The sequence below is a fragment of the Halomonas urmiana genome, from assembly GCF_005780185.1.
Classification (GTDB): Bacteria; Pseudomonadota; Gammaproteobacteria; order Pseudomonadales; family Halomonadaceae; genus Halomonas; species Halomonas urmiana.
Genome location: NZ_VBUI01000016.1, coordinates 62215 through 82734, shown reverse-complemented (window position 1 = coordinate 82734; position 20520 = coordinate 62215). Strand labels below are relative to the sequence as shown.

The 20520-nt window shown below is 68.8% G+C and carries 17 protein-coding genes and 1 tRNA gene; 6 read left to right on the top strand and 12 right to left on the bottom strand.

Translation table 11 applies throughout. The features are described from left to right. Positions 1–78: 78 nt before the first annotated feature. The 10 genes from fkpB to rplU form a co-directional block, all read right to left on the bottom strand. The gene (gene fkpB / locus FEI13_RS11515) at positions 79–540 is read right to left on the bottom strand and encodes an FKBP-type peptidyl-prolyl cis-trans isomerase (protein WP_138181663.1); all 462 of its coding nucleotides are present in this window, start codon (positions 538–540) and stop codon (positions 79–81) included. Between the two features lie 94 nt (positions 541–634). Next, the gene (gene lspA / locus FEI13_RS11510) at positions 635–1186 is read right to left on the bottom strand and encodes a signal peptidase II (RefSeq protein WP_420841592.1); all 552 of its coding nucleotides are present in this window, start codon (positions 1184–1186) and stop codon (positions 635–637) included. A 21-nt stretch (positions 1187–1207) separates the two neighbouring features. After that, entirely contained in the window at positions 1208–4051 is a 2844-nt protein-coding gene (gene ileS / locus FEI13_RS11505) for an isoleucine--tRNA ligase (protein ID WP_138181662.1), read from the bottom strand. Positions 4052–4061: 10 nt separating this feature from the next. Beyond that, on the bottom strand, positions 4062–5102 hold the full coding sequence (gene ribF / locus FEI13_RS11500) for a bifunctional riboflavin kinase/FAD synthetase (protein WP_138181661.1): 1041 nt from the start codon (positions 5100–5102) through the stop codon (positions 4062–4064). A gap of 147 nt (positions 5103–5249) precedes the next feature. Beyond that, complete coding sequence (gene murJ / locus FEI13_RS11495; RefSeq protein WP_240036503.1) at positions 5250–6773, bottom strand: murein biosynthesis integral membrane protein MurJ; 1524 nt, start codon at positions 6771–6773, stop codon at positions 5250–5252. Between the two features lie 202 nt (positions 6774–6975). Beyond that, complete coding sequence (gene rpsT / locus FEI13_RS11490) at positions 6976–7242, bottom strand: 30S ribosomal protein S20 (RefSeq protein WP_138181659.1); 267 nt, start codon at positions 7240–7242, stop codon at positions 6976–6978. 261 nt (positions 7243–7503) lie between these two features. Further along, a complete protein-coding gene (gene proB, locus FEI13_RS11485) occupies positions 7504–8643 on the bottom strand; it encodes a glutamate 5-kinase (RefSeq protein WP_138181658.1) in 1140 nt (379 codons plus the stop codon). A 46-nt stretch (positions 8644–8689) separates the two neighbouring features. Then, positions 8690–9877: an Obg family GTPase CgtA gene (gene cgtA, locus FEI13_RS11480; protein WP_138181657.1), complete on the bottom strand. Its 1188-nt coding sequence runs from the start codon at positions 9875–9877 to the stop codon at positions 8690–8692. An 85-nt stretch (positions 9878–9962) separates the two neighbouring features. Further along, a complete protein-coding gene (rpmA, locus tag FEI13_RS11475) occupies positions 9963–10220 on the bottom strand; it encodes a 50S ribosomal protein L27 (protein ID WP_138181656.1) in 258 nt (85 codons plus the stop codon). Positions 10221–10254: 34 nt separating this feature from the next. After that, entirely contained in the window at positions 10255–10566 is a 312-nt protein-coding gene (gene rplU, locus FEI13_RS11470; RefSeq protein WP_138181655.1) for a 50S ribosomal protein L21, read from the bottom strand. A 292-nt stretch (positions 10567–10858) separates the two neighbouring features. Here rplU and ispB point away from each other — a divergent pair, with 292 nt between their 5' ends. Beyond that, the gene (ispB, locus tag FEI13_RS11465) at positions 10859–11863 is read left to right on the top strand and encodes an octaprenyl diphosphate synthase (protein WP_138181654.1); all 1005 of its coding nucleotides are present in this window, start codon (positions 10859–10861) and stop codon (positions 11861–11863) included. Positions 11864–11957: 94 nt separating this feature from the next. After that, positions 11958–12034, top strand: a tRNA-Pro gene (locus FEI13_RS11460). A 121-nt stretch (positions 12035–12155) separates the two neighbouring features. Here the strand turns inward: FEI13_RS11460 and FEI13_RS11455 are convergent. After that, positions 12156–13583, bottom strand: coding sequence for a sigma-54 interaction domain-containing protein (locus FEI13_RS11455; RefSeq protein ID WP_138181653.1), 1428 nt, complete (start codon positions 13581–13583; stop codon positions 12156–12158). A 172-nt stretch (positions 13584–13755) separates the two neighbouring features. Between FEI13_RS11455 and speB the strand changes: the two genes are divergently transcribed. From speB to FEI13_RS11435, 4 genes are all read left to right on the top strand, one after another. Beyond that, positions 13756–14706, top strand: coding sequence for an agmatinase (gene speB, locus FEI13_RS11450; protein ID WP_138181652.1), 951 nt, complete (start codon positions 13756–13758; stop codon positions 14704–14706). A 75-nt stretch (positions 14707–14781) separates the two neighbouring features. Next, positions 14782–16167 (top strand): YjiH family protein, encoded by a 1386-nt coding sequence (locus tag FEI13_RS11445; RefSeq protein ID WP_138181651.1) that lies wholly within the window; start codon positions 14782–14784, stop codon positions 16165–16167. Between the two features lie 10 nt (positions 16168–16177). Further along, entirely contained in the window at positions 16178–17815 is a 1638-nt protein-coding gene (locus FEI13_RS11440) for a 5-guanidino-2-oxopentanoate decarboxylase (RefSeq protein WP_240036500.1), read from the top strand. A gap of 50 nt (positions 17816–17865) precedes the next feature. Then, positions 17866–19314 (top strand): aldehyde dehydrogenase family protein, encoded by a 1449-nt coding sequence (locus FEI13_RS11435; protein ID WP_138181650.1) that lies wholly within the window; start codon positions 17866–17868, stop codon positions 19312–19314. A gap of 237 nt (positions 19315–19551) precedes the next feature. On the opposite strand, the gene FEI13_RS11430 is transcribed toward FEI13_RS11435, so the two are convergent. After that, the gene (locus FEI13_RS11430; protein WP_138181649.1) at positions 19552–20487 is read right to left on the bottom strand and encodes a LysR substrate-binding domain-containing protein; all 936 of its coding nucleotides are present in this window, start codon (positions 20485–20487) and stop codon (positions 19552–19554) included. Between the last annotated feature and the right edge of the window lie 33 nt (positions 20488–20520).

Genomic DNA, 20520 nt, shown 5'->3' with positions numbered 1-20520 from the left:
CATGAGGATGACGACGGTCCGACGCTTCGGCACCGCCGGCGGCCAGGATATCGAGCGCAGCAGGAAGTCAGTGTTTTCCTAGTGGGTGGTGGCGGGCTTCACGTCCAGCACTTCCACCTCGAAGGTCAGGGTACGCCCCGCCAGCGGGTGATTGAAGTCCACCTCCACCTGCTCGCCCTCGATGCCCTTGATCACGCCGGGCAGCTCGCCACCGGCGGCATCGGCGAAGGACATCACCATGCCCACTTCCGGCACGTCGCTCTCGAAGTCCTCGCGCTTGAGCAGCTGGATGTTCTGCGGATTGTGCTGGCCGAAGGCATGCTCCGGGGTGATCTCGAAGGTCCCGGTATCGCCGCTCGCCAGCCCCTTGAGCGGGTGCTCGAAGCCGGGCGGCAGGTTGCCATCGCCCACCTGGAAGGTCGCGGGCGCCTTGTCACGGGTGGAATCCACCACGGTGCCGTCTTCCAGGCTGAGGGTGAAGTGAAGGGTCACTTCCATGCCCTCGTCGATGCGGAGTTCCGGGGGTTCCTGATGGCTCATGGCGGGTCTCTCAATCGGTGCGTGCGATGGGTGCGTGAAGGTCGCGATCGTCTAAATGTCGATGACCAGGATATCGGGGCGCGGGGCCGGCTTCTCAACCGCGCCGCCGGGCCCGGCGGCGCTCGGCGAAGAGCGACTCCCAGATCAGCCCGATGGCGCCGAGGGTGATGCCGATGTCCGCCACGTTGAAGGCCGGGTAGTACCAGCCGGCCACGTGGAAGGAGAGGAAGTCCACCACATAGCCGTGCACCAGCCGGTCGTAGAGGTTGCCCAGCGCCCCGCCGATGATCAGCCCGAGCGAGACGCCGAGCAGCGTCTCGTCGGCCTTCAGGCGACGCATCCACACCGTCAGGCCGATGCTCGCCCCCACGGCGATGGCGGCGAACAGCCAGCGCTGCCAGCCGGGATGGCCGGCGAGGAAGCTGAAGGCCGCGCCGGTATTGTGCAGCAGCGTCAGGTTGAAGAACGGTAGCACCTCCACCGGTCGGGCATAGTCGAGCAGCCCGCTGGCCAGGGTCTTGGTGCCAAGATCCAGCACGATCACCGCCACGGCCAGCCATAGCCAGCGCAGCGGCCGGTGCATGGGGGCGATGTGATCCTGACCTGACTGACGGTCGCTCATGGGCGCCTCGCCTTGCTGGGACATCGAACTTCTCCTGCGTGAGCCTTAGGCAAAGTGGCGCGTCTCGCCGGGACCGTCCGGCAGGTTGCCGATGCAGCGCCCGCACAGGTCGGGGTGCTCGGGGTGAGCGCCCACGTCCTCGCGATGGTGCCAGCAGCGCTCGCACTTGGCGTTGGCGCTCTCGGCCACGGCCACCTTCAGCCCTTCGAGCTCGGTGGCCACGGCCGCCTCGCGCTGTTCACTATCGGACAAGAGCGCCAGGCGCACCTCGCTGGTCAGCATCACGAAGCGCAGCTCGTCGCCCAGCCGGGCCAGGATCTGGCGCAGCTCATCGTCGACGTAGAGGGTGACCTCGGCGGCCAGGCTACCCTTGATCGCCTTGGCATTGCGGGCATCCTCCAGGCACTTGTTGACCGCCTGCTTGACCTCGAGCACCCGCTCCCAGAAGTCGCGGCCCATGGCGGCATCATCCGCCAGGGTGTCGAGCCCGGTGTAGTACTCCTCGAGCAGCACGCTGTCGCCGCGCTGGCCGGGGATGTTCTCGAAGATCTCCTCGGCGGTGAAGGAGAGGATCGGCGCGACCCAGCGCACCAGCGCCTCGACCACGTGGTAGAGCGCGGTCTGGGCGCTGCGACGCGCCACGGAGTCGGCCTGGGTGGTGTACTGGCGATCCTTGATCACGTCCAGGTAGAAGCCGCCGAGCTCCCGGGCGCAGAAGCCGTGCACCTGCTGGTAGACGTCGAGGAAGCGATACTCCTGGTAGGCGACCTCGATGCGCGCCTGCAGCTGGGCGGCGCGATCCACCACCCACTGGTCCAGGGCCAGCATCTCGTCGAAGGGCAGCACGTCGCGCTCGGGCTCGAAACCGTTGAGGTTGGCCAGCAGGAAGCGCGAGGTGTTGCGGATGCGCCGGTAGACGTCGGCGGTGCGCTTGAGGATCTCGTCGGAGACCGCCATCTCGCCGGAGTAGTCGGTGGAGGCGACCCACAGGCGCAGGATGTCGGCGCCGAGCTTGTCCATCACCGCCTGGGGTGCCACCACGTTGCCCAGCGACTTGGACTGCTTGCGGCCCTTCTCGTCCACGGTGAAGCCGTGGGTCAGCAGCTGCCGATAGGGCGCGTGACCGTCGATAGCGGCGCCGGTGAGCAGCGAGGAGTGGAACCAGCCGCGGTGCTGGTCGGAGCCCTCCAGGTAGAGATCGGCGATCGGCCCCTCGGCGTGGCCATGCGGGTGCGAGCCGCGCAGCACGTGGCGATGAGTGGTGCCGGAATCGAACCAGACGTCCAGGGTGTCGGTGACCTTGTCGTAGTCGGCGGCTTCCTCGCCCAGCAGCTCGGCGGGGTCGAGGCGGAACCAGGCGTCGATGCCCTCGGCCTCGACGCGCTTGGCGGCCTCCTCCATCAGCTCGACGGTGCGCGGATGCAGCTCGCCGGTGGCCTTGTGCAGGAAGAACGGGATCGGCACGCCCCAGTTGCGCTGGCGCGAGATGCACCAGTCCGGGCGGTTGGCGATCATGCTGTGCAGGCGCGCCTTGCCCCAGGCGGGCGTGAAGGCGGTGGACTCGATGCCGTCCAGCGCCCGCTCGCGCAGGGTGCGGCCATCCTTGCCTTGGACGTCCATGCCCACGAACCACTGGGCGGTGGCGCGGTAGATCACCGGCGTCTTGTGGCGCCAGCAGTGCATGTAGCTGTGGGTGATGGTCTGGTGGGCCATCAGCGCGCCGACTTCGTCGAGCTTGGCGACGATCTGCAGGTTGGCCTTCCAGATCATCTGGCCGCCGAAGAACGGCAGGTCATCGACATAGACGCCGTTACCCTGCACCGGGCTCTCGATCTCGTCGAATTCCATGCCATGGGCGCGACAGGTGACGAAGTCGTCGACGCCATAGGCCGGGGCCGAGTGGACGATACCGGTGCTGCCCACCTCGGACTCCACGTAGTCGGCCAGGTACACCGGCGACAGGCGATCGTAGAAGGGGTGGCGAAAGTCGACGCCGTCCAGTCGCTCGCCGGTGGCGGTGGCGATGATATCGCCCTCGAGCCCGAAGCGATCCAGGCACGACTCGACCAGTTCCTCGGCCAGCACCAGCAACCGCTCGCCGGCATCCACCAGGGCGTAGGTAAACTCGGGATGGACGTTCAGCGCCTGGTTGGCGGGGATGGTCCAGGGCGTGGTAGTCCAGATCACGATGGCCGCGGCCTTGGGCAGCGCCTCGAGGCCGAAGGCGGCGGCCAAGCGGTCGGCGTCCTCGACCGGGAAGGCCACGTCGATGGCGTCGGACTTCTTGTCCTGATACTCCACCTCGGCCTCGGCCAGGGCCGAGCCGCAGTCGAAGCACCAGTTGACGGGCTTGAGGCCCTTGAAGACGTAGCCGGCCTCGACCATGTCGGCCAGCGCGCGGATCTCGCCCGCCTCGTTGACGAAGTCCATGGAGCGGTAGGGGTTGTCCCAGTCGCCGATCACGCCCAGGCGGATGAAGCCCTGGCGCTGGTCCTCGATCTGCTCGGCGGCGTACTCGCGGCACAGCGCGCGGGCCTGCTCGGGCTCGAGGTGCTTGCCGTGGGTGGTCTCGACCTTGTGCTCGATGGGCAGGCCGTGACAGTCCCAGCCGGGCACGTAGGGGGCATCGAAGCCGGCCAGGTTCTTCGACTTGACGATGATGTCCTTGAGGATCTTGTTGAGCGCATGCCCCAGGTGAATGCTGCCGTTGGCGTAGGGAGGGCCGTCGTGGAGCACGAAGAGTTCCCTGCCCTGGCGCTCCTCGCGCAGGCGATGGTAGAGATCCATCTCCTTCCACTGTTCCACCCGGGCGGGCTCGCGCTTGGGCAGCATGCCGCGCATGGGGAAGTCGGTTTCTGGCAGGTTCAGAGTGTGCTTGTAGTCGCTCATATCCTGGGGGTCAGCCGTCGTCGTGGTCGGCGGGCTCACCCGCCGAGGAATCGGAAGTCACGGCCTCGCGCGCCAGCGGCGCCGATGCCAGAGGAAGAGAATCGTCGTGCGTGTCGCCCACCGAGGCGACCGCAAAATAGTCACGGGCCCGCGCGAGGTCGGCGCGAATCTGCGCCTTCAGGGCCTCGAAGTTCGCGAACTTCACCTCGCCGCGCAGCTTGGCGCAGGGCAGCACCGTCAGGCGCTGGCCGTAGAGGTCGCCCTCGAAGTCGAACAGGTGCACCTCGAGCACCGGCCGCTCGCTGCCCACCGTGGGACGCCAGCCGATGTTGGCCACGCCATTCAGCCGGCGGCCATCGGGCAGTTCGGTGACCACCGCATAGACGCCCTGCAGGGCCAGCGCGTGGGTCGGCTGGGGCAGGTTGGCGGTGGGCACGCCGATGGTGCGGCCGAGCTGACGGTCCGGCACCACCCGGCCACCCAGCCGGTAGGGACGGCCCAGCATTCGCGAGGCGGCGGCGAAGTTGCCGCTGGCCAGCAGGGTGCGCACCCGGGTGCTGGAGACGCGCTCGTCGGCGATGGTGAAGGTGCGGGTGTGTTCGACGCCGAAGCCCCGCGTCAGCCCCACCTCGGTCAGCAGGTGGAAGTCGCCGCGCCGATCGCAGCCGAAGCGAAAGTCGTCGCCCACCACCAGGTGGCGCACGCCGAGCCCGTCGATCAGCACCCGGTCGATGAACTCGCCGGCGGTCAGGCTGCGCAGGGCGTCGTTGAAGGGCAGGCAGAGGATGCGGTCGACGCCGCACTCGCCGAGCAGCGCCACCTTGTCGCGCAGCCGGGTCAGCCGGGGCGGCGCCTGGGCGCCGGCGAAGAACTCTCGCGGCTGGGGCTCGAAGACCACCACGGTCACCGGCAGGCCGAGCCGGGCGGCCTGCTCGCGGCACTGCTCGAGGATCGCCCGGTGCCCGCGGTGGACGCCATCGAAGTTGCCGATGGTGGCCACGCAGCCGCGATCTTCGTCGCGCAGGTTGTGCAGACCTCGAATCACTCGCATGGGCGTCATCACGCTGAGAAATAAAGGGGTCGATTATAACGGACCGAGAGCCCCTTGACAGCCGGCGCGGCTTGGTCTTTCCCTGCGGTCACTCGGGGAGCCGTGCTGACACGGCGATTGGCGGCGTTCCCGGCATGGCCCGAAACGTTACCCCGTCATCCGGAAGTGACGAAGGCGCATCCCGAAGGCCGCCAGCCAGGCGAAATAGACCGCCGCGCCGGCCGCCACCAGCCCCGCCATCCAGGCGGCGCGTGTCCAGACGCTCCAGCCGAGCCAGGCCTGCCAGTCCGGCGCGAGCCACCAAAGCCCCAAGCCCATCACCGCACAGCCACCGAGCAGCTGCACCGCGTAGCGCCCCCAGCCCGGCTGGAAGACCAGCACGCCCTGCTTCTTGAGCAGCCAGCCGAGCAGCCCGGCGTTGAGAAAGGCCGAGAGCGCCGTGGCGAGCGCCAGGCCGGCGTGGGCCAGCGGCCAGATCAGGATCAGGTTGAAGACCATGTTGGCGACCATGGCGACGATGCCGACCTTGACCGGGGTCTTGGTGTCCTGGCGAGCGAAGAAGCCCGGCGCCAGCACCTTGATCAGCATGAACGCCACCAGCCCGACGGCATAGGCGCGCAGGCTCATGGCGGCCATGGTGATGTCGCGCTCGGTCATGGCGCCGTAGTGGAACAGCGAGATCAGCAGCGGCTCGGCCAGCACGGACAGCGCCAGGGCGGCGGGCAGGCCGAGCAGCAGCACGGTGCGCAGCGCCCAGTCGAGCATCGCCGCGAAGTGCTCGCCGGACTGCTCGGCATGGCGCCGTGAGAGCGCCGGCAGGATCACCGTGCCGATGGCGATGCCGAACACCCCCAGCGGCAGCTCCACCAGACGATCCGAATAGTAGAGCCAGGAGACGCTGCCCGCGGCCAGCAGCGAGGCCAGCACGGTGTCGAGCAGCAGGTTGATCTGCGACACCGAGACGCCGAACAGCGCCGGCGCCATCAGCCTAAGGATGCGCCGCACCCCGCTGTGGGCGAAGTCGGGCCAGGGCCGCGGCAGCAGCCCCAGCCGCGCCAGGAAGGGCACCTGGAAGGCCAGCTGGGCGCCGCCGGCGATCAGCACGCCCCAGGCCAGGGCCAGGGCCGGCTCGTCGAACAGCGGCGTCAGTAGCAGCGCGGCCCCGATCAGCGACAGGTTGAGCAGCACCGGCGTGAAGGCCGGTACGGCGAAGCGGTTCCAGGTATTGAGCGTGCTGCCGGCGAAGGCCGTCAGCGAGATCAACAGCAGGTAGGGGAAGGTCAGGCGCAGCATGTCGGCGGTCAGCGCCAGCTTTTCCGGGTCGCGACCGAAGCCGGGCGCAAAGACCCACACCAGCCAGGGAGCCGCCAGCATCGCCAGCGCCGTGATCAGCGCCAGCACCGCGGTGAGGCTGCCGGCCACCGCATCGAGCAGCTCCTTCACCTCGCGCTTGCTGCCCCGGGTGGCATATTCCGAGAGCACCGGCACGAAGGCCTGGTTGAAGGCGCCCTCGGCGAACAGCCGGCGCAGGAAGTTGGGGATCTTGAAGGCGACGAAGAAGGCATCCGCGCCGTCGCCGGCCCCGAAGAGGGTCGCGATCACCACGTCGCGCACCAGCCCCATGACGCGCGAGAGCATGGTCATCACGCTGACGACCAGGCCCGAGCGCATCAGGCCGCCCGCCTTGGGCGCCACGGCACGGTCGTCATCGGCGACCACCGACGTCGCGTCGGACGCGGCGGGCTTGTCGTCCCGGGACTCGGGGGGCTGCTCGTGATCCATCACCGTCTGCTCCTCGTGCGGCGCGCTCGACAAGAATAGCGGACACAAAAAAACCGGCCGCAGCCGGTTTTTCTGCTGGCGCTCGGCTGACTTACGCCGCGAGTGCCTTGATGCGCTTGTTCAGGCGGCTCTTCATGCGTGCGGCCTTGCGCTTGGACATCACGTCCTTGTCGGCGATGCGGTCGATGACCGGCTGCGCCGCCTTGAAGGCACCCATCGCCTCGGCGTGGTCACCGCTCTGGATGGCCTTGATGACGCGCTTGACGTAGGTACGAACCATGCTGCGCTGGCTCGCCTTCAGGACACGACGATCTTCTGCCTGACGGGCACGCTTGCGGGCTTGCTTGGTGTTAGCCACTGACTGTCTCCTTGGAGAAAGTTGTTGCCACCGGCTGCGGGTGGCATTTGATAACGTTTTGATCCAACAGGGAAATAAAAAATCCCCGCCGGCCTGGCCATCTTTCCCGACGGCGCGCTTGTGCGCCATCGTCTACGGGCCGTGTCTGAGAGGATGGCGTATCCTATCACGCGCCCCCAGGGCTTGCCAGCCCGCACCGCGCGCGGCCCAGGCGAAGCACCGGATCACCCGGCGGCGCCCTGGAGCGACCCTAGAGCGACCCTAGAGCACGACCAGATTGTCGCGATGGATCAGCTCCGGCGCCTCCATGTAGCCGAGGATGGCCTCGATCTGGTGGCTCGGCTTGCCGACCAGCAGGCGGGCCTCGTCGGCGCCGTAGTTGACCAGCCCCTTGGCCACGCGATGACCGCGCTCATCGACGCAGAGCACCATGTCGCCGCGGCGGAATTCGCCGCTGACGCCGGTCACGCCCACCGCCAGCAGGCTGGAGCCGCTGCCCTTGAGCACCTTCACCGCCCCGGCGTCCAGGACCAGGCTACCGCGCACCTGCAGCTGCCCCGCCAGCCAGCGCTTGCGCGCCGCCATCGGCGCCTGCTCCGGCAGCAGCAGGGTGCCCAGCCGCTCGCCCTCGGCCAGCCGCGTGAGTACCGCCGGCTGGCGCCCGCTGGCGATCGCCGTGACCGCCCCGGAGCGGGCCGCCAGCTGGGCGGCCCGCACCTTGGTGGTCATGCCGCCGCGCCCCAGCGCGCCGCCGCCGCCGGCCACCGCGGCCAGGCTCGGGTCGTCGGCGCGCCCTTCGGCGATCAGCGTCGCCGCGGGGTTGCTGCGCGGATCGGCATCGAAGAGCCCCTCCTGATCGGTGAGGATCACCAGGGCATCCGCCTCGAGCAGGTTGGCGACCAGGGCGCCGAGGGTGTCGTTGTCACCGAAGCGGATCTCATCGGTGACCACGGTGTCGTTCTCGTTGACCACCGGCACCACCCGCAGGCCGACCAGGGTACGCAACGCCGAGCGCGCATTGAGGTAGCGCTTGCGGTTGGAGAGATCGTCGTGGGTAAGCAGCACCTGGGCGGTCAGCAGGTCATGGCGGGCGAAGTGGCCCTCATAGCACTCGGTAAGGCCGTTCTGCCCCACCGCCGCCGCGGCCTGCAGCTCGTGCACCGCGGAGGGCCGCACCTGCCAGCCCAGGCGCACCATGCCGGCCGCCACGGCCCCGGACGAGACCAGCACCACCTCGATGCCACGCCGGTGCAGCTCGGCGATCTGGTCGACCCAGCCGCCGATGGCCGCCTCGTCGAGGCCGCGACCATCGTTGGTCAGCAGCGCACTGCCGATCTTCACCACCACCCGGCGGGCGCGCTTGAGCGCCTCGCGACCGATCACCTGCTCGTTGCGTTCCATCCGACCCTCGGTTCACCGTCGGCGGGCGCTCGCCCGCCTGCTGCCCTCAGGGAGCGTACTCGATCTCGACGTCGTGATCGTCGTCGTCATCGAAGTCGTCGTCATCGCCGGCGCGCGGACGCTTGCGACCCAGGCGGGCCTCGGTGCGCGCCACGGCCTCTTCTTCCATGCGCTCGCGCATCTCGCGCGCCCGCTCGGCGGCCTCCTCGTCCTCGTGCTCCAGCCGGCGCTGCTCGGTGAGCCAGCGGTAGGCGGCCTGCACCAGGGCATCGGTATTGTCGCCGGAGATCGCCGAGATGCGAAACACCGGCCCCTGCCAGCCGAGCCGGCGCACGATCTCGTCGACCGTCGCCTCGCGCTCCTCGGCCGGCAGCAGGTCGAGCTTGTTGAGCACCAGCCAGCGCGGCAGCTCGGCCAGCGCCGGCGAGAACTCGCCCAGCTCGTGGATGATCGCCTCGGCGGCCTGCACCGGGTCGGACTCGTCGAAGGGCGCAACATCCACCACGTGGAACAGCAGCCGGGTGCGGGTCAGGTGCTTGAGGAAGCGCAGCCCGAGGCCGGCGCCGTCGGAGGCGCCCTCGATCAGGCCGGGCACGTCGGCCATCACGAAGTGCTCGTGCAGGCCGAGCTTTACCACACCGAGGTTCGGCACCAGGGTGGTGAAGGGGTAGTTGGCGACCTTGGGCTTGGCCGCCGACACCGAGCGGATCAGCGTCGACTTGCCGGCATTGGGCAGGCCCAACAGCCCCACGTCGGCCATCACCTTCATCTCCAGGCGCAGATTGCGCCGCTCACCCTCGGTGCCCGACGTGGTCCGCCGCGGCGCGCGATTGGTGGAGGACTTGAAGTGGATGTTACCGAGCCCGCGGCGCCCCGCCTGGGCCACCATCACCACCTGGCCGATCTCGGTGACGTCGGCGATCACCTCGAGGGTGTCCTCGTCGATCACCGTGGTGCCCACCGGCACCTTGACGTGCAGGTCCTCGCCGGCGCGCCCGCTCATCTGCCGGCCCTGGCCAGGCTGACCGTTCTGCGCCTTGTAGAAGCGCTGGTACTTGAAGTCGATGAGGGTATTGAGGGCGTCGTCACCGATCAGGTAGACGTTGCCGCCGTGACCGCCGTCGCCCCCGTCGGGGCCACCCTTGGGCACGTACTTCTCGCGGCGGAAGCTCAGGCAGCCATTGCCGCCCTTACCGGCTTCCACGATGATCGAGGCTTCGTCGACGAACTGCATCTGTCACTCTCCAGGCGGCCTGTGCCGCCATGATACAAGAAGGCCCCGCCTGGGCGGGGCCTTCTCGCTGCAAGTGCCGGCGGTCTCAGGCAGAGACGACGCAGACGAACTTGCGATTCTTCGGGCCCTTGGTCTCGAACTTGACCACGCCTTCGTCCAGGGCGAACAGGGTATGGTCCTTGCCGATACCGACGCCGGTGCCGGCGTGGAACTTGGTGCCACGCTGGCGCACGATGATGTTGCCCGGGTTGACGACCTGGCCACCGAAGAGCTTCACGCCAAGGCGTTTGGATTCGGAATCGCGACCGTTACGTGTGGAGCCCGCTGCCTTCTTATGAGCCATTGCAAATACCTCGCTCGTTCAGGGGGTCAGCCGCTTACGCGGAGATCCCGGTGATCTTGACTTCAGTGAACCACTGACGGTGGCCCTGACGCTTCATGCTGTGCTTACGGCGACGGAACTTGATGATGTTCACCTTGTCGCCACGGCCATGAGACACGATCTCGGCCGCCACCTTGGCGCCCTCGACCAGCGGAGCGCCGATCGTGACGTCCTCGTCGTTGCCCACCAGCAGGACCTCATCGAACTCGATGGTATCGCCGGTCGGCACTTCCAGCTTCTCGAGCTTGAGAGTCTGGCCTTCCTGAACGCGGTACTGCTTGCCGCCGCTCTTGATCACTGCGTACATACTTTTCTCTCCAGGACTCATCGGGTGTTGGCTCTTCATCGACCTGCTGCGAGTGGCGCCGCTCTTGGCAGCCATCTGACAGGGAGCATGATGAGTGGGGTCGCGGATTATAACCGCGCGTGAGATCGCATACAACCCGCACCGCGCCGCCCTCGCCGCGACGCCGGAGGCCACTCGGCCCACGCTTCTGCCGCGCCTTGACGCCCCCATGGGGGGCCCATAGCATGGCCGGCAACCCAAGGCCACCAGGGCCCTCTCGCCCCGGCCCCACCTACTCGCCGATACCGCCTCCATGCCAGCCAACGCCCCGCCCCCGTCGTCCAGCGTCACCGCCAACTCGTCGCTTCACGCGGTCGTCGCCGACGACTTCGCCGCCGTGAACCGGACCATCCTGGACCAGCTCGCCTCGCGCATCCCGCTGGTGGAGACCATCGGCCAGTACATCATCGAGAGCGGCGGCAAGCGGCTGCGTCCGCTGCTGGTACTGCTGGCGGCGCGCTCGCTGGGCTATGAGGGCGACAAGCACGTGACGCTCGCCACCCTGGTCGAGTTCATGCACACCTCGACCCTGCTCCACGACGACGTGGTCGACGAGTCGCACATGCGCCGCGGCAAGGCCACGGCCAACGACTCCTGGGGCAACGCCCCCTCGGTGCTGGTGGGTGACTTCCTCTATTCACGGTCGTTCCAGATGATGGTCGAGGTCGGCTCCATGCGCATCATGGAGGTGCTCTCCCAGGCCACCTGCACCATCGCCGAGGGCGAGGTACAGCAGCTGACCAACGTCGGCAACCCGGATACCGACGAAGCCGCCTACTTCGAGACCATCCAGGGCAAGACCGCCATGCTCTTCGAGGCGGCCTCCCACAGCGGCGCCATCCTCGCCGACGCCACCCCGGAGCAGGAAGCCGCCCTGCAGCACTACGGCCGCCACCTGGGCCTGGCCTTCCAGCTGATCGACGACCTGCTCGACTACCAGGGCGACGCCGAGGCCATGGGCAAGAACGTCGGCGACGACCTGGCCGAGGGCAAGCCGACCCTGCCGCTGATCCAGGCCATGGCCGTCGGCACGCCGGAGCAGCGCACGCTGGTCCGGCGAGCGATTCGCCAGGGCGGCCTCGATCACCTGGACGAGGTGCTGGCGATCGTGCGCGACACCGGCGCCCTCGATTACACCCGGGCCCGCGCCGAGGAGATGGCCGACAAGGCCCTGGCGCAGCTCGACGCCCTGCCCGACAGCCCCTACCGCGACAGCATGGCGCGACTCGCCCGCCTGGCGGTGGATCGCCAGAGCTGAAGCGACGGCCGCGACGGAAAGCCGCGCGAGGGGCTTGCACGTCGTCGCGGTTTGCGTATAATGCCGATCCGTCGCCAGCAGTTCCGGCGAACGTCGGAGTATAGCTCAGCTTGGTAGAGCGCTGCCTTCGGGAGGCAGAGGTCGTAGGTTCGAATCCTGCTACTCCGACCAAAAAACATAGTAAAAACGGCCACTTAGCTCCTCGGAGCGGTGGCCGTTTTGCGTTGCGCGACGGGATCGATCAGGTGCGGGTCGCCATCACGGCAGGGCTTTCTTGACGACGGACCACTCCTCACGACGGAGCCTTCGCGCCGACCCGCAGCCCGTGCCGGCGAAGCTTACGCACCACGCTGGGCTGGCTGATGCCCAGGCGCTCGGCGATGGCGTAGGTCGAGCTCCGCTCGCCGCACTGCTCGGCGAGGATCGCGCGCTCGGTGCGCGCCAGGGCCGCCTTGAGCGACTCGTCGTCGCGCAGCCCCTCGCCGTCGGGCGCGGCACGCCTCGCGTCGCCGCCGGCCGGTGCGACCGAGGCACCCGGGTAACGGGCGGGGGTGTCGCCCCGGATGACATCGTCCGCCGCCGACAGCCAGGCTCGCTCAAGCCAGTTCTCCAGCTCGCGCACGTTGCCGGGCCAGTCCCAGCCCATCAGCTGCTGCCAGACATCCCGCGCCATGATCTTGTCGCAGCCATAGCGGCCATTGAGGCGCTTGAGCTGGCGCTCGACCAGTCCCGGAATATCCTCGCGGCGTTCGCGCAGCGGCGGCAGCGTCACCGGGATGACATTGACGCGATAATAGAGGTCCAGGCGAAACTCCCCGGTCTCGACGCGATGCGCCAGGTCCTGGTTGGTCGCCACCACCAGGCGGAAGTCGACGCGCCGCGGGCGCGTATCGCCCAGCCGCGTGACGCTGCTGTCCTGGATGACCTTGAGCAGTTTGGCCTGCACCGCCAGGGGCAGCTCGCCGATCTCGTCGAGAAACAGCGTGCCGCCCTCGGCCTGCTCGATCAGCCCCGCCTTGCCGCCCGGCGCGGCACCGCTGAAGGCGCCGTGTCGATAGCCGAACATTTCGGACTCGAACAGGCTCTCGGGAATCGCCCCACAATTGACCTCGATAAAGGGACCGGCATGACGAGGCCCCCAACGATGCAGCTGACGGGCGAAGGCGGTCTTGCCGACGCCGGACTCGCCAAGCATCAGCACGGTGGCATCGGTCGGCGCCACCCGCTGGAGCAGCAGGGCCACCTCGCGCATCACCTCACTGCGCACCTCCAGATCATCCAGCTCGGCCTCGAAGCCGGGCTCGTCGGCGATGCCACTGCGCCGCAGATGATCGCTGAAGCGCCGCTGCAGCAGGGCATACTCCTCCTGCAGTAGCTGCAGGTCGGTCAGGTCCATGGAGCGACTGACCACGGCGGCCAGCTTGCCGCCCCGGAATACCGGATGCGCCTGGGCGATGACCCGCCGCCCGGTGCCCGTTACCTGCATCAGCTGCGCCGGCTTGCCCGAGCGCATCACCTCGAGACTGACCGAGGGCCTGAGCACACCCTGGGCCTCGAGGGCCTGGACGGTGGTTCGGCACAGGTCCTCCCGGGACATGCCGTAGACCGCCGCCGCCGCCGGACTCACGTCCCGCACGCGCCCGTCGGCATCGACCACGAAGAAGTGATCATGGGCGGTGTCGATGATGGTGCGCAGGATATCGCTGTCGATGTCGCCCATTGCGGCCCTCGATACATAAATGGATCACTGATGCAGCAGTGTATCATCGCGCGGGCCACCATGATTCACGCCTGCATCAACGACTCGGCAACGTACGCCATATCAACGCGTTATGACTTGGCACGTTTCCTGCTTCGGCATACCGAACCCCCCATGCGAGACGGAGCCTTTCGTGAGCGACTTCAACCAACCCCTGGGCGGCAACGAGATGCCGCGTTTCGGCGGTCCCGCCACCATGATGCGCCTGCCTACCCAGGCGAACGCCGCCGGCCTGGATGCCGCCTTCATCGGCGTGCCCATGGACATCGGCACCTCGAACCGCCCCGGCACCCGCCTCGGACCGCGCCAGATCCGCGACGAGTCGCGCATGCTGCGCCCCTACAACATGGCGACCCGCGCCGCGCCCTTCGACAGCCTGCAGGTCGCGGATATCGGCGACGTACCGATCAACACCTTCAACCTGCCCAAGAACCTCGACATCATCAGCCAGTTCTACGACAGGGTGCTCGCGGAGGACTGCGTGCCGCTGACGCTCGGCGGTGATCACACCCTGACCTGGCCGATCCTGCGCGCCATCGCCAAGCAGCACGGCCCGGTCGGGCTGATCCATATCGATGCCCACGCCGACGTCAACGAGCAGATGTTCGGCGAGGAGGTCGCCCACGGCTGCCCCTTCCGCCGCGCCCAGGAGGAAGGGCTGCTCGACGCCAACCGCGTGGTGCAGATCGGCCTGCGCGGCACCGGCTACGCCGCCGACGACTTCGACTGGTGTCGCGACCAGGGCTTCCGGGTGGTCACCGCCGAACAGTGCTGGTACACGTCGCTGGCCCCGCTGATGGCCGAGGTGCGTGAGCAAATGGGCGACGCCCCGGTCTACATCTCCTTCGACATCGATGGCCTGGACCCCTCGGTGGCGCCCGGCACCGGCACCGTCGAGATGGGCGGTCTCACCGGCCAACAGGGCCTGGAGATCGTCCGCGGCGCCTGGGGCCTCAACGTGGTCGGCGGCGACCTAGTGGAGGTCGCGCCGCCCTACGACCCCAGCGGCAACACCGCGCTGATGGGCGCCACCCTGCTCTACGAGATGCTCTGCGTGCTGCCCGGCGTGCGGCGCCGCGACTGACGGGCCGGCGCCGCAAGCGCCCGGTCACGGGCGCTCCTCACCGACCACGACTACAACACCAATAGTGAGACCCCCATGTCCTCCCAACTGCGATCCGCCGACAACATCAACACCGAGGGCACGCCGCTCAGCACCCACGGCCTGATCAAGTTCCTCGTGCCGTCCATCCTGGGCGTCCTGCTGTTCCTGGTGCCCTTCTCGACCGGCGACACCATCAACATCGGCATGGGCCTGATGGCCGACGGCCTCAAGGCCCTGCTCGGCGAGGCGCTGCCCGCCATCGCCACCCTGGTGCTGTGCCTGTCGGTGCTGCTGACCGGCATCGTGAAGCTGGCCAGGCCGACATGGGCCAGCGCGGGCGTGCTGCATGAGCTGTTCGACGTGGCCCCCCTGTGGGCGATCATGCGCGCCCTCGGCGCCCTCTTCGCGCTGATGACCTATTTCCAGGTCGGCCCGGCCTTTATCACCGCCTCCTTCACCGGCGGTGTGATGCTCAACGACCTGGCGCCGGTGCTGCTGACCTTCTTCTTCTTCGCCGCCATCCTGCTGCCCTTCCTGGTCGACTTCGGCTTCATGGAGTTCATCGGCAGCCTGGTACGCACGCCGTTCCGGATCATCTTCGGGCTGCCGGGGCGCAGCGCCATCGACGCCACCGCCTCCTGGATGGGCTCCGGCACCGTGGGCGTGCTGATCACCACCCAGCAGTACGAGCAGGGCTTCTACAACCGCCGCGAGGCCTCGGCGATCGCCACCAACTTCTCGATCGTCTCCATCGCCTTCGCGCTGCTGGTCACCAGCTTCATCGGCATCAACCACCTGTTCGTGCCCTTCTACCTCACCGTGGTCGTCGCCGGCCTCGTCGCCGCCGTCATCGTGCCGCGGCTGCCGCCGCTGTCGCGCAAGCCGAACACCTACTACGAGCCGGCTGGCTGCCAGATCCAGGAGGAGAACACCGGCAACCAGAACCTGCTGCGCTACAGCCTGGGCGTCGCCGTGGCCCGTGCCGAGAAGGCGCCGGGGCCGGCCAAGCTGGCCAAGCTGGCGCTCTACAACGTCGCCGACATCTTCTTCGGCCTGCTGCCGCTGGTGATCGCCATCGGCACCGTGGCCCTGGTGCTGGCCGAGTTCACGCCGCTGTTCACTTGGCTCTCCTACCCCATGGTGCCGGTGCTCGAGTGGATGCAGATCCCCGAGGCCGCGGCGGCGGCGCCGGCGACCCTGGTGGGCTTCGCCGACATGTTCCTGCCGGCGGTGCTGGCCAGCGACATCGAGAGCGAGCTGACGCGCTTCGTGATCGCCTGCCTGTCGCTGACCCAGCTGATCTACATGTCCGAGATCGGCGCCCTGCTGATGAAATCCAAGATCCCGCTCAAGCTCTGGGAGCTGGTAGCCATCTTCCTGCTGCGCACCGCGATTACCCTGCCGATCATCGTGCTCATGGCCCACTGGCTGGTGGGCTGAGGAAAGCTCGATGCCGCCTTATGGAGAGACGCCGATGACCTGCGCCGAGCTGCTGATCCGCCTGCTGCGCGACACCTACGCTACCGACACCGTATTCGGCATTCCGGGGGTGCACACCATCGAGTTGTATCGCGGCCTGGCGGGCGGCGAGGCGAGCGGCATGCGCCACGTCACGCCGCGCCACGAACAGGGCGCCGGCTTCATGGCCGACGGCTATGCCCGGGCCACCGGCAAGCCCGGCGTGTGCTTCATCATCACCGGGCCCGGCATGACCAATATCGCCACCGCCATGGGCCAGGCGCTGGCCGACTCAGTGCCGATGCTGGTGATCTCCAGCGTCAGCCGCCGCGACACCCTGGGTCGCGGCCAGGGCCGGCTGCACGAGCTGCCGAGCCAGCAGCAGCTGATCGCCGGGGTCGCCCGCTTCAGCCATACAGTGCTCGACCCGGACGCCCTGCCGGAGACCCTGGCCCGGGCCTTCGCGGTGTTCGAGGGCGCCCGCCCGGGGCCGGTGCATATCGAGATCCCCATCGACCTGTTCGATGCCCCGGTACGCACGCCACGGCACTGGCACCGCACGGCCCTGGCCAAGGCCGCCCCCGCCCCCGCGGCGCTGCAGCGGGCCGGCGAATGGCTCGGCGGCGCCGAGCGTCCGCTGGTGCTGCTGGGCGGCGGCTGCGTCGCGGCGCCCGAGGCCGCCCGCACCCTGATCGAGGCGCTGGACGCGCCCACCGTCACCACCATCAACGCCAAGGGCCTGCTCGGTCGCGACCATCCCCTGGACCTGGGCGCCAACGCCTCGCTGCCCGCGGTACGGGCGCTGGCCCGGGAGGCCGACGTGGTGCTGGCCATCGGCACCGAGCTCGGCGAGACCGACTACGACGTGGTGTTCGACGACGGCTTCCACCTCGACGGCCGGCTGATCCGGGTGGACGTCGACCCCCAGCAGCTCGCTCGCAATCAGGCCGCCGACCTGGCCCTGGTGGCCGACGCCGGCCAGGCCCTCGAGGCCCTGGCGGCGCGTTTCGCCGCGCGGCGCCTCACCCGCGGCGGCGCCGAGCGCACCCGCTCGACCCTCGCCGCCCTGGACCTGGCGCGAGACCCGGCCTTCGCCGCCTATGTGCCGCTGTTTGCGACCCTGCGCGAGGCCCTGCCCGAGGCGATCCTGGTCGGCGACTCCTGTGCCACCACCTATGCCGCCAATCACCTGGTCGCCCAGCCGGCCCCGCGGCGCTTCTTCAACGCCTCCACCGGCTACGGCACCCTCGGCTACGGCCTGCCGGCGGCCCTGGGCGCCAGCCTGGCCCGGCCCGACCTGCCGGTGGTCGCGCTGGTCGGCGACGGCGGCATCATGTTCACCCTCAGCGAACTGGCCTGCGCGGTGGAAGAGCGGCTGCCGGTGGTGATCCTGCTCTGGCACAACCGGGGCTATGAGGAGATTCGCCACTTCATGGACGATGCCGGCGTCACCCGCCTGGGTGTCGACCTGAAGGCGCCGGACTTCCTGACCGTGGCTCAGGGCTTCGGCTGCCTGGCCACCCGCGTCGCCGCGCCCGCCGAGCTGGCGCATGCCCTGGCCACCCGGCCCACCGATGGCCCCTTGCTGATCGAGATCGACGCACAGGCCTGGCAGGCCGTCGTCGACTAAATCCTCCCTTACCGAGGCCGGCCTGCCGGCCAGCCTCACTGGAGCCTCGCGTGCAACGACTGACCAAGCAGTTCATCGACAACCACTGGGTCGAGAGCCAGGCCACGCGCCGCCTGACGGTGACCGACCCCTACCGCCAAGCGCCGATCGCCGAGCTCACCGCCGGCGATGCGGCCGACGTCGACGCCGCGGTGACCGCCGCCCGTCGCGCCCAGCCCGCCTGGCAGGCCCTGGGCGGCGAGCGCCGGGCCGACTTCCTCGCGGCCTTCGCCGAGGCGCTCGTCGCGCGGCGCGAGGCGCTGATGCGCCTCTCGGCGAGCAACAACGGCAAGGCGCTGGCCGAGACCGCCATCGACCTGGACGATGCCATCGCCTGCTACCGCTACTACGCCGGGCAGGCCCGGGCCCTCGAGGCGCGCCAGGGCCGGTTCGTCGAGCACGGCATGGCAGGCGTCGAGGCCCTCACCTACGAGGATCCCGCCGGCGTGGTGGGCCTGATCACCCCCTGGAACTTCCCGCTGGTGACCAGCGCCTGGAAGATCGCCCCGGCGCTCGCCGCCGGCTGCACGGTCGTCTTCAAGCCCTCCGAGGTGACGCCGCTGCCCGAGCAGGCGGTGGCGGAGATCGCCCTGGAGATCGGCCTGCCGCCGGGGGTGCTCAACCTGGTGCATGGCGACGGCGAGGGCATCGGCGCGCCGCTCACCGCCCACCCCGGCGTCGACAAGCTCTCCTTCACCGGCAGCAACGCGGTGGGCGAGAAGGTCATGCGCGCCGCCGCCGAGGGCGCCCGCGGGGTGTCGCTGGAGCTCGGCGGCAAGTCGCCGATCCTGGTGCTCGACGACGCCGACGTCGAGGCGGCCGCCGACTGGGTGATGGCCGGCATCTACTTCAACTCCGGACAGATCTGCTCCGCCACCTCGCGGCTGATCGTCCATGACTCCTTGGCCGACGCGCTCTATGCAGCGCTCGCCACGCGCATCGACGCCATCCGCCTGGGCGACCCGCTGGACGCGGCCACCGACATGGGGCCCATGACCAGCGCCCGCCAACGCCAGGCCGTGGAGCGCTACCTGGCCATCGCCGCCGAGGAGGGGCTCAGCGCCGTGCGCGACGCCCGTCATCGCGACCTGCCGCGCCAGGGCGAGTTCGTCGCCCCGACACTCTATCGCGACGTGCCCACCGACAGCCGCCTGTGGCGCGAGGAGATCTTCGGCCCGGTGCTCTGCGCGCGCAGCGTCGCGAGCGAGGCCGAGGCCATCGCGCTGGCCAACGACTCCGCCTTCGGCCTCGCCGCCACGGTAATCTCGGGCGACGCCGAGCGCGCCAGGCGGGTGGGGCGCGCCCTGCGCGCCGGCAGCATCTGGTTCAACAGCGAGCAGCTGGTGATGCCGGAGGTCAGCTGGGGTGGCTTCGGGATCAGCGGCATCGGCCGCGAGCTCGGCCCCTGGGGGCTCTCGGCCTATCTCGAGGTCAAGCACCTGATCGGGCCTGCCGGCTGAGCCCACAAGTCCCATATCGGCGCTGTTCGTGCGTCAGGGTAAGTATCGAAGGCAGGAGTCGGAGGTCCGAACCCTGCTACGCCGACCGCGAAACCCGAAAGGCCCTGCATATCGTTGCAGGGCCTTTTTCGGTTGTATAGGTGCACGCATACGGTGCCCTCGCCGGGCAGCGCCACCCGGGACACCTGGCCATGTCGGGCGGGGTCGAGTGACGCCACGGGGCTCGACGCCCGCCCATCAGGGCCGCCGGCGCTCGAAGAGCCCGTGAGACTCCGACTTCAGGTCGTCCAGCGCTTTGTCCAATGACGTCAGGAAGGACCGGGTCAAACCGGACTGACCTCGCTGCCTGGGGAAGATCACGCTGTAGCGGTAGGCCACCCGGGGCTCGAAGCGCTTGACCACCAGGCCAAGGCGCCGATAGTGCCAGGCGGTGATCGGGTCGACCAACGACACCCCGCTGCCTGCCAGCACGAAGGCACAGGCGGCGTAATGCAGCTGGGTATCGATCAGCAGCTGCCGCTTGACGCCGGCGTTATTGAACACCCCGTCGATGGTGTGACGGATGCTCTGCTCCGATCCCAGAGAGACAAACACCTCTCCCTCGAGATCCTCCGGCACGATGACCTCCCGGTCGGCCAGGCGATGCCCCGACGGCAAGACGCACACCAGCCGACTGTCGGCCAGGGTGCGCTCCTCCACCGCGGGGTCGTCGAGGGCAATCCCGGAAATCACGCCCAGGTCGAACTGCTGACTGGCCACCAGATCGACCACCTGCTGGGTGCTGCGTACCTGAAGGGTGACCGAGACCCCCGGATGCGCCTGGCCGAAGCGATCCGCCAGGGCCGGCAGAAACTCGACCGAGGCCGCCGGCATGGAGGCGATCCTCAGCGCCCCCAGATGAAACTCCCGCAACTCCTCCGCGGCGCGCGACAGATGCTCCAGCGAGACGAAGGCGCGTTCCACCTCCTCGAAGAAGAACCGGGCCTCGGGCGTCGGATGGAGGCGACGCCGTCGTCGCTCGAACATGGTCACGCCGACCGTCGCCTCGAAATCCGTCAGCAGGCGGCTGATGGCCGGCTGGGAGACACAGAGGATATCGGCCGCCCCGCTGGTCGTGCCGCTGATCATCACCGCCCGGAAGGCCTCGATCTGGCGGTAGGTCAGTCTGGCCATGGTGCCCCCAAGTTAACAATATAGTGTTATCAA